The sequence below is a fragment of the Phormidesmis priestleyi ULC007 genome, from assembly GCF_003003695.1.
Taxonomy (GTDB): domain Bacteria; phylum Cyanobacteriota; class Cyanobacteriia; order Leptolyngbyales; family Leptolyngbyaceae; genus Phormidesmis_A; species Phormidesmis_A priestleyi_A.
In genome coordinates this window covers 77,315-86,087 of record NZ_PVWG01000016.1, presented here as the reverse complement: position 1 = coordinate 86,087, position 8,773 = coordinate 77,315, and the positions used below count along the sequence as shown (strand labels likewise).

Genomic DNA, 8,773 nt, shown 5'->3' with positions numbered 1-8,773 from the left:
GGGATCAATTCTGGAACAAGCTGAATCAATATGGCTTTTCCATTGCGCTCTAAGGGTATCAAATAAAGGTCGCACCCGTTTTGCTATGTGCTGAATTCTCGGCAGATGGGGAAGTCGAGTCTGAAAGTGCAGACGATGCAGCGATTGCAGGCGGAAGGTGTAGCGTGTGCGGCGATCGACCTTACGCGCATCGGCACCTCAGATATGCAGCCAGAGCAATGGTATAGCAGTGTGATCGATAGCATTGTCAGCAGCTTGGATCTGTACGAGACGTTTGATCTCTACAGTTGGTGGGAAGAACACCGTTTACTTTCGTATGTGCGGCGGTTTGACAAGTTTATTGGTGAAGTATTGCTGACCGCGATTCCGCAACCGATCGTGGTCTTTATTGATGAGATTGACAGTGTTCTGAGTTTGCCGTTTAACCTCGATGACTTTTTTGCATTGATTCGAGAGTGCTATAACCGCCGATCGGAGAAGCCAGACTACGATCGCTTAACGTTTGCGCTGCTAGGGGTGACAACCCCCTCTGACTTGATGCAAGACAAGCAGCGAACGCCGTTTAATGTGGGTCGCCCGATCGAACTGATGGGGTTTCAGTTGCATGAGGCTGACCCTTTGGTTCAGGGTTTAGCGGTGAAGTCGAGCGATCCCACAGCACTGATGCAAGCCGTTTTGACTTGGACGGGTGGACAGCCGTTTTTGACGCAAAAAGTTTGTAAGTTGATTTTGAGTGCAAATGATTCTGCCTCGATCGGACAAGAAGCCGCTTGGGTGAGCGCTCTCGTTAAAAGCAGAGTGATTGAGAATTGGGAAGCGCAGGATACGCCAGAGCATTTGAAGACGATTCGCGATCGCCTCCTCTTAAGCGGAGAACAGCGCACGGGGCGACTACTGGGACTCTATCAGCAGATTATTCAACAGGGTGAAGTTGGCGCAGATGATAGCGCAGAGCAGGTAGATTTGCGGCTAACGGGCGTGGTCGTGAAGCGCGAGGGAACGCTACAGGTTTATAACCAGGTTTATCAGCAGGTATTTAATCGCGATTGGTTAGAGCGATCGCTAGCGACACTAAGACCTTATGGATCTGCGATCGCGGCTTGGCTTGATTCTGGAATGCAGGATGAATCGCGGTTGCTGCGAGGGCAAGCCTATCGAGACGCACTCGCCTGGTCACAAGGAAAGCGGTTAGACGATGCAGATTACCGCTTTTTGGGGATGAGCCAGGAGCTAGAAACGCAGCAGGTAAAGCTAAAACTGGCGGCGGAAGAGCAGGCAAAGCAGGTGCTTTCAGAGGCGAACCGCAAAGCTAATCAGCGGATTCGGTTGGGGGCGGTTGCGTTGGGGGTGATGCTGACAGGCGCGATCGCAGCAGGGTTTTCGGCTTGGCAAAGTACGCAAACAGTGATTGCTGCCAATAGCGAACGAGATCAAGCGGTTGCAGCGGTTAAAACAGCCCGTCAGGACAATCAGCAGATCTCGCAGGAAAATCAGACTTTACTAGACCAGTCAAAAAAGTCTGAGCAAAATGTTAGAGTTGCCAGCCGGAATTTGGCGCAGTCACAGCAGCAAGCACAGCAAGCAAGGCAGAGAGCGCAGCAAGCACAGCAGAAGCTGCAACAGAATGTTGCAAAAACAAAAACGGAATTAACGGAAATCCAGCGAGAATATCGATCGGCACAGGCGGCATCTGACAAAGCAGAGCAAAACGTGCAGGTGGCAAACAGAGAATTAAGCACAGCCAGAGCAGAAAGACAACAGATTTTGACAAAAGTGAATTTAGCGAGTTTGATGATTGCAGCAGCCGATGTCAGACTCAAAAGTGCCTCTTCTAAAGAAGAGTTTCTCTCTGGTGAACCGTTTAAGGCGTTACTGACAGGATTAAGAGCAGCGCAACAACTCAGACAGCTTGATCGCTCTGTTTGGGCAAAAGACTACACGCAGATGCAGACGGTAGCAGCCCTTCAGCAAGCAGTTTACAGGGTGAAGGAACAGAACAGCATGCCGCACACTGCTTATGTCTACAGTGTCAGCTTCAGCCCGGATGGACAAACCATCGCCTCGGGCAGTCTAGATAATACTATCAAGCTGTGGAAGCGAGACGGGACGCTGATCACTACGCTGAATGGACACAATGAGTCTGTGTTGAGTGTCAGCTTCAGCCCGGATGGACAAACCATCGCCTCGGGCAGTGCCGATAAGACCATCAAGCTGTGGAAGCGAGACGGAACGCTGATCACTACGCTGAGTGGACACAATGCTTTTGTGAGCAGTGTTAGCTTCAGCCCGGATGGACAAACGATCGCCTCGGGCAGTTTAGATAAGACTATCAAGCTGTGGAAGCGAGACGGGACGCTGATCACTACGCTGAATGGACACAATGATTCTGTGTACAATGTCAGCTTTAGCCCCGACGGACAAACAATCGCCTCAGGCAGTGCCGACAAGACCATCAAGCTGTGGAAGCGAGACGGGACGCTGATCACCACCCTGAATGGACATAATAATTCTGTGTGGAGTGTCAGCTTCAGCCCGGATGGACAAACAATCGCCTCTGGCAGTGGGGATAGCACTATCAAGCTGTGGAAGCGAGACGGAACGCCAACCACCACGCTGAGTGGACACAATGCTGCTGTGAGAAGTGTCAGCTTCAGCCCGGATGGACAAACAATCGCCTCAGGCAGTTTCGATAAGACCATCAAGCTGTGGAAGCGAGACGGGACGCTGATCACCACCCTGAGTGGACATAATGCTGTTTTGTTCAGTGTCAGCTTCAGCCCAGATGAACAAACGATCGCCTCTGGCAGTGGGGATAGCACTATCAAGCTGTGGAAGCGAGACGGAACGCCAACCACCACGCTGAGTGGACACAATGCTGCTGTGAGAAGTGTCAGCTTCAGCCCGGATGGACAAACAATCGCCTCAGGCAGTTTCGATAAGACCATCAAGCTGTGGAAGCGAGACGGGACGCTGATCACCACCCTGAGTGGACATAATGCTGTTTTGTTCAGTGTCAGCTTCAGCCCAGATGAACAAACGATCGCCTCTGGCAGTGGGGATAGCACTATCAAGCTGTGGAAGCGAGACGGAACGCCAACCACCACGCTGAGTGGACACAATGCTGTTGTGAGGAGTGTCAGCTTCAGCCCGGATGAACAAACGATCGCCTCTGGCAGTGATGATAAAACCATCAAGCTATGGAAGCGAGACGGAACGCTGATCACCACGCTGAATGGACACAATGCTGTTGTGAGGAGTGTCAGCTTCAGCCGGGATGGACAAACCATCGCCTCTGGCAGTGATGATAAAACCATCAAGCTATGGAAGCGAGACGGAACGCTGATCACCACGCTGAATGGACACAATGCTGTTGTGAGGAGTGTCAGCTTCAGCCGGGATGGACAAACCATCGCCTCTGGCAGTGATGATAAAACCATCAAGCTATGGAAGCGAGACGGAACGCTGATCACCACGCTGAATGGACACAACGCTGTTGTGGGCAGTGTCAGCTTCAGCCCGGATGGACAAACAATCGCCTCTGGCAGTAATGATAAAACCATCAAGCTGTGGAAGCGAGACGGAACGCTGATCACTACGCTGAATGGACACAGTGATTCTGTGTACAGTGTCAGCTTCAGCCCAGATGGGCAAACGATCGCCTCTGGCAGTAATGATAAAACCATCAAGCTGTGGAAGCGAGACGGGACGCTGATCACTACGCTGAGTGGACACAATGCTTTTGTGAGCAGTGTTAGCTTCAGCCCGGATGGACAAACGATCGCCTCTGGCAGTGGGGATAGCACTATCAAGCTGTGGAAGCGAGATGGGGCGCTGATCACTACGCTGAATGGACACAATGATTCTGTGTACAGTGTCAGCTTCAGCCCGGATGGACAAACGATCGCCTCTGGCGGTTTTGACACCATCAAGCTGTGGAAGCGAGATGGGGCGCTGATCACTACGTTGAATGGACACAATGATCCTGTGCTTAGTATTAATTTCAGCCCGGATGGACAAACGATCGCCTCGGGCAGTGTCGATAACACCATCAAGCTGTGGAATTTGAACTTAGACAGTTTAGCCACCCTCGGCTGTTACTGGCTGCGAGATTACTTACCCATTCACGCTGAAGCACAACCAGGATTAGAAATCTGTCAGAATCAGTCTTTCCTAAACGCGAACGCCGCAACGCTGGTGCCCCCAGCCAGAGAATTAGCAAAAGCTAAAGATGTCGAAGGTGCAATTCAGATGTTGCAGGAAGCCGTAAAACGTGACCCTAACTTAAAGCTAAATCCTCAGACTGAAGCTATTACATTTGCTGCTCCAGCCTTTGTTGATAGAGGAAAAGAACTAGCCAAAGCAGGAGCAATTGAGGCAGCCCTGTCAAGTTATGCAAAAGCTCAAGAGCTACTTCCAGATCTCAAGATCTCGGCTAAGAGTTGGGATACACTTTGCTGGTTTGGTAGCCTCAACGGGTCTGCCAAGCAAGTTTTGTTTGCCTGTGAAAATGCAGTTAGTCTCGCCCCTGGTAATGATGCTGAATATCGGAATAGTCGAGGGTTGGCTAGAGCGCTAACGGGCAATTCAGCAGGAGCCATTGCCGACTTTCAAGCCTATCTCAAGTCAGAAATCTCCGACGAGCAGAAAGCCCAACGGCAACGCTGGATCGATGCCCTTCGTTCCGGTCAAAATCCCTTCACTCCCAAAGAACTTGAAAGCTTAAAAAACCAGTAATTTTCGTTGACTCAATCAACTTTATTGGCTAGACGTACGACATGATCGATCGGAATTGAGCGTCCGATCGCTTCCTAGCCATGACGCGATCGAGCTATTTCTCCTCGATCGTGCCTCTCCGCTAAAATGAAGGCTTTCTGTAAGGAAAACAAGTGAAAGCGATCGCCCCACTCTACTTGTGAACATTCTCGCGAGAGCCGATCGTCGTAACGACATAGACTTTGTTCTCTGAGTCCTCAACAAACAAAATCCGATATTTGCCCACTCGCAAGCAAAACTCAGGTCTGCCTTGCAGAGGTTTTACATCAAGCACACTTAAATCGGTAATCAGCGAATCCAAAGCGCTAATGACTCAAATCTGATCATCGGGTTGCATCCGCTCCAAATATTTTTGAGCAGGCTTCAGCAGAATATAATCCCAATCAGCCAACGTCTCTACCAAACAACTTTTTTTTCAACGCGGCTGAAGCTAATCCGGGATCTCGTCCGGCTTGATAATCTCGTAAAGCTGCGTCGCTTTCGGCGATCACCTCAGCAGGCATCACCTCATCTGTACCCTCAACCATAACTGGCTCGTAAATCAAAAGCCTCAGATCTTCCAACAACCGAAACCGATCGTCAAGATTAAGTTTTTGCACCAGGGTTAGAATTTCTTCATAGGTCTGCATACTTTTGCAAGTGTTGAGCAAAGTTATTTCCAGTATAGTTTCTTGCCCAGTAGAGCGATCGCCAACTGTGCAACATCACCCGCAAAAAGTAAGCGCCCGATCGTCTTCTCTGCCATAGTGCGGGCTATATCTATTTCTCCTCGATCGTACCTCCGCAGATGGATAATAGGAACTTACGATCGCCCATTTAGGCAAGAGCGATCGCACTAGAGAAAAAGTGCATTGCAGGAACATCCAGCATTTTCAAAGCTACGCGCGATCGGGCTGGAGTGATAGAGAGAGAGGCGCGATCGCTGCAATGAAACTGAAAAGCGGACAGTGCTACATTCAATACACCCACTGGTTCATCTTGTACTATGCTAAAACGACTGACGATCGCCCAAGCTCAACAGCAGCTTCCTAGCCTACCTAACCCACTCACCAAGACATTTACACTTTACTGGGAAAACTGCTAGATGAGTGGAAAAATAAAGCGATCGCCAAATGTGCGGCATTATCAGCAAAAAATGGATGAATTATGCAACCCACACTTCCCATTCAAATTTCTCAAGCTAAAATTGCTGAATTTTGCCAGCGACACCAAATCCGTCGCCTCTCTCTATTTGGCTCCGTTCTCAGAGACGATTTCAGCCCCGACAGCGATGTCGATGTCTTAGTTGAATTCGAGCCAGGATCAACACCTGGCTTTGCGATCGTCACCATGCAGCAAGAACTCTCCCATCTACTGGGCGATCGCACCGTCGATTTGCGAACCCCCCAAGAACTCAGCCGCTACATCCGAGATCGTGTCCTTAGTGAAGCCTTAGTGCAATATGTCCAGGATTGACGACCCGACTCGACTGCGCCACATGCAAGATTCCGCGATCGAAGCCATGAGCTTTGTCGAAAACTGCACTCGAAAAGATTTAGACAGCGATCGTATGCTAACACTAGCGCTGGTTAAAGACATCGAAATTATTGGCGAAGCAGCGGGCAGGGTTTCGGCTGATTGTAAAGCCAAATATCCTCAAGTGCCCTGGTTGCAAATGATTGGAATGCGAAACCGCCTAACCCATGCCTATTTTGAAATCGACCTGGATATTGTTTGGGAAGTTGTCACAAACGATTTGCCGCCGCTAGTAGCAGAGTTAGAGAAAATCATTGCTTTGGAGACGTAAAAATAAGAAAGTTGTCGAAAAAGCGATCGCCAACTGTGCAACATCACCCGCGAAAAGTAAGCGTCCGATCGCTTTCTAACCATAATGAGATTGTGCTATTTCTCCTCGATCGTGCCTCTCCGCTAAAATGAGAGCGTATCGATTCAGGTGCGGTATCCTTTGTGAAAAGTGAGAGTTCGATCAATTAAAGCTGATATCGTCAAGAATATTTATCAGTCAGAACATCCCTGGCAAAATCCTCAAGCTTAAAACCAAACGTCGTAGTGACCTTTATATTGTTAGCGATCGCATCACCTCTAATCAATCCATCACAGAAAATGGAACTCACTATGGCGTGGAAGTCTTGGGCAAAGTTTTTGATAACCTATCCCCAGAGGGAATGTCACGCGAGAACTGGCTAAATGACTTCCACTGCCGGAGTGGACAGTTCCTTCTGGAAGAATTAGACTCACTACAGCAGTCAAAACCAGACTAGGAGACCCCCATGCTAGGACTCTTCGAGGTTTTAGAACAAATCCACACCAATCCTGGGCTGTATCTCGGTCGCCCCTCCGTCAGCGACCTACTCATGTTTCTCAACGGCTACGAATTTGCCCGCACCCAGCTCGCAATTGAACTCACAGTTGCCGAAGCCCAGTTCTACGACGAGTTCCAGCCGTGGCTTCAGCAAAAACTTGGTGTCACCAGCGTCACCTCCTGGGCAAAGCTGATCATGCTCACCTGCCATGACGAAAAAACAGGGTTTGACCACTTCTTTCAACTCCTGCATGAATTCAAGCAACAGCACTCTGCCGTCGCGATCGCCGCATGATTAGAGTACAAACACCGCACTCAACGCTGTTAAAGTCAAAAATCTGAAGAGAAGCAACGTGACAGCGATCGTCTTCTCTGATGCGATCAGGCTAATGTTCCTCGATCGTGCCTCTTCGCCATAACAGCGATCGTACCCCCACAAATGGATGATGGGTTACGATCACCTGTCCAGGCAGGAGCGATCGCACTAGAGAAAAAGTGCATTGCAGAAACATCCAGCATTTTCAAAGCTACGCGCGATCGGGCTGGAGTGATAGAGAGGCGCGATCGCTGCAATGAAACTGAAAAGCGGACAGTGCTACATTCAATACACCCACTGGTTCATCTTTACTATGCTAAAACGACTGACGATCGCCCAAGCCCAACAGCAGCTTCCTAGCCTACCTAACGAACTCACCCAAGAACCCGTAATCATTACCCAGGAGGGCATTCCGGTGATGGCAGCCCTGAGCTATGCCCACCTGACTGCCCTCCTCGAAACCCTCGACATCCTCACAGACAGCGAATTCGTTGCAAAACTGCGTCAGAGCATTACTCAAGCTCACTAACGCTTCAACACTCCGTTTCACGAGATGATTTCAACTATGGAACCAGGAGACTTTAAACACTTTGAGTTACCAATGGCAGAAATTCAGGCATTTTGCGATCGCTGGCAAATTACCGAATTTGCTCTGTTTGGCTCCGTGTTGCGCGATGACTTTAACCAGAACAGTGATATTGATGTCTTAGTCACGTTTGCTCCAGATGCCAAACGGGGTCTAACCGAAACGATTCAGATGCAGGATGAACTGCAAACTCTCTTTGGTCGCAAGGTTGATCTAATCGTCAAGACTGCGATCGAGCGTAGCCAAAACTGGTTACGACGTAACAATATTTTGACTTCTGCACAGGTTATTTATGCCACGCGACAATGAATCTTTAATTGATATTGAAAGAGCCATTCGACGCACTCTGCGCTATGCAGCCGGAGTCAATCGGATAGATTTGGAAACAAACGATGAAAAAGTTTCAGCCCTGCTGTATCAAATTACAATCATTGGTGAAGCAACCAAACGTCTATCCTCTGATTTTCGTCAGCAGCATCCAGAGATTTCCTGGCGAGAAATCGCGGGAATGCGAAATGTAATTGTTCATGAGTATGATCAGGTTGATCTTGATATTGTGTGGGACGTAGTTCAGACCAAACTACCTAAACTTTTACCACTACTAGAACCACTGCTTCTGCCGCCAGTGAATGAATGACCACTCTTTTTCAGCGATCGCCAAATCTGCGGCATTACCAGCAAAAGGTAAGGACACGATTGCTTGCCGTGACGAGATCGCGCCACTCCTTCCCGATCGTACCGCTCCGCTAAAATGAAAGCGCTAGCGTAAAGCAGCCGTTCAAACCCTTTAGCAAGT

The 8,773-nt window shown here is 49.3% G+C and carries 13 protein-coding genes; 9 read left to right on the top strand and 4 right to left on the bottom strand.

Going from position 1 to position 8,773, the window contains the following annotated elements:
* Positions 1 to 87 precede the first annotated feature (87 nt).
* Positions 88 to 4,734, top strand: coding sequence for an AAA-like domain-containing protein (locus C7B65_RS15085; RefSeq protein WP_219898582.1), 4,647 nt, complete (start codon positions 88 to 90; stop codon positions 4,732 to 4,734).
* 172 nt (positions 4,735 to 4,906) lie between these two features.
* Here C7B65_RS15085 and C7B65_RS15080 read toward each other — a convergent pair whose 3' ends face one another.
* From C7B65_RS15080 to C7B65_RS27850, 3 genes are all read right to left on the bottom strand, one after another.
* Complete coding sequence (locus tag C7B65_RS15080) at positions 4,907 to 5,074, bottom strand: type II toxin-antitoxin system RelE family toxin (protein WP_219898580.1); 168 nt, start codon at positions 5,072 to 5,074, stop codon at positions 4,907 to 4,909.
* A gap of 82 nt (positions 5,075 to 5,156) precedes the next feature.
* A complete protein-coding gene (locus C7B65_RS15075; RefSeq protein ID WP_073072525.1) occupies positions 5,157 to 5,402 on the bottom strand; it encodes a hypothetical protein in 246 nt (81 codons plus the stop codon).
* A 187-nt stretch (positions 5,403 to 5,589) separates the two neighbouring features.
* Complete coding sequence (locus C7B65_RS27850; protein ID WP_181314409.1) at positions 5,590 to 5,742, bottom strand: hypothetical protein; 153 nt, start codon at positions 5,740 to 5,742, stop codon at positions 5,590 to 5,592.
* Between the two features lie 177 nt (positions 5,743 to 5,919).
* Here C7B65_RS27850 and C7B65_RS15070 point away from each other — a divergent pair, with 177 nt between their 5' ends.
* The 4 genes from C7B65_RS15070 to C7B65_RS15055 all read left to right on the top strand — a co-directional run bounded on the left by C7B65_RS15070 (position 5,920) and on the right by C7B65_RS15055 (position 7,370).
* Entirely contained in the window at positions 5,920 to 6,228 is a 309-nt protein-coding gene (locus tag C7B65_RS15070; RefSeq protein ID WP_073072524.1) for a nucleotidyltransferase family protein, read from the top strand.
* Entirely contained in the window at positions 6,215 to 6,559 is a 345-nt protein-coding gene (locus C7B65_RS15065; RefSeq protein ID WP_073072522.1) for a HepT-like ribonuclease domain-containing protein, read from the top strand. Before C7B65_RS15070 ends, C7B65_RS15065 begins: the two co-directional genes overlap by 14 nt.
* 190 nt (positions 6,560 to 6,749) lie before the next feature.
* Positions 6,750 to 7,034, top strand: coding sequence for a papain fold toxin domain-containing protein (locus C7B65_RS29620; RefSeq protein ID WP_083582971.1), 285 nt, complete (start codon positions 6,750 to 6,752; stop codon positions 7,032 to 7,034).
* Between the two features lie 9 nt (positions 7,035 to 7,043).
* On the top strand, positions 7,044 to 7,370 hold the full coding sequence (locus C7B65_RS15055) for a hypothetical protein (protein ID WP_073072519.1): 327 nt from the start codon (positions 7,044 to 7,046) through the stop codon (positions 7,368 to 7,370).
* Positions 7,371 to 7,461: 91 nt separating this feature from the next.
* On the opposite strand, the gene C7B65_RS29300 is transcribed toward C7B65_RS15055, so the two are convergent.
* On the bottom strand, positions 7,462 to 7,587 hold the full coding sequence (locus tag C7B65_RS29300) for a hypothetical protein (RefSeq protein WP_262983540.1): 126 nt from the start codon (positions 7,585 to 7,587) through the stop codon (positions 7,462 to 7,464).
* Between the two features lie 60 nt (positions 7,588 to 7,647).
* On the opposite strand from C7B65_RS29300, the gene C7B65_RS15050 reads away from it, so the two are divergent.
* Genes C7B65_RS15050 through C7B65_RS29295 form a run of 4 tightly spaced genes read left to right on the top strand, consistent with a single transcriptional unit; the run spans position 7,648 to position 8,732 of the window.
* Positions 7,648 to 7,920: a type II toxin-antitoxin system Phd/YefM family antitoxin gene (locus C7B65_RS15050; protein ID WP_223257396.1), complete on the top strand. Its 273-nt coding sequence runs from the start codon at positions 7,648 to 7,650 to the stop codon at positions 7,918 to 7,920.
* Between the two features lie 24 nt (positions 7,921 to 7,944).
* Entirely contained in the window at positions 7,945 to 8,286 is a 342-nt protein-coding gene (locus C7B65_RS15045) for a nucleotidyltransferase family protein (protein ID WP_219898578.1), read from the top strand.
* Positions 8,270 to 8,614 (top strand): HepT-like ribonuclease domain-containing protein, encoded by a 345-nt coding sequence (locus C7B65_RS15040; RefSeq protein ID WP_073072515.1) that lies wholly within the window; start codon positions 8,270 to 8,272, stop codon positions 8,612 to 8,614. Before C7B65_RS15045 ends, C7B65_RS15040 begins: the two co-directional genes overlap by 17 nt.
* The gene (locus C7B65_RS29295; RefSeq protein ID WP_262983539.1) at positions 8,607 to 8,732 is read left to right on the top strand and encodes a hypothetical protein; all 126 of its coding nucleotides are present in this window, start codon (positions 8,607 to 8,609) and stop codon (positions 8,730 to 8,732) included. The genes C7B65_RS15040 and C7B65_RS29295 overlap by 8 nt, the downstream gene beginning before the upstream one ends.
* The last annotated feature ends 41 nt before the right edge of the window (positions 8,733 to 8,773 follow it).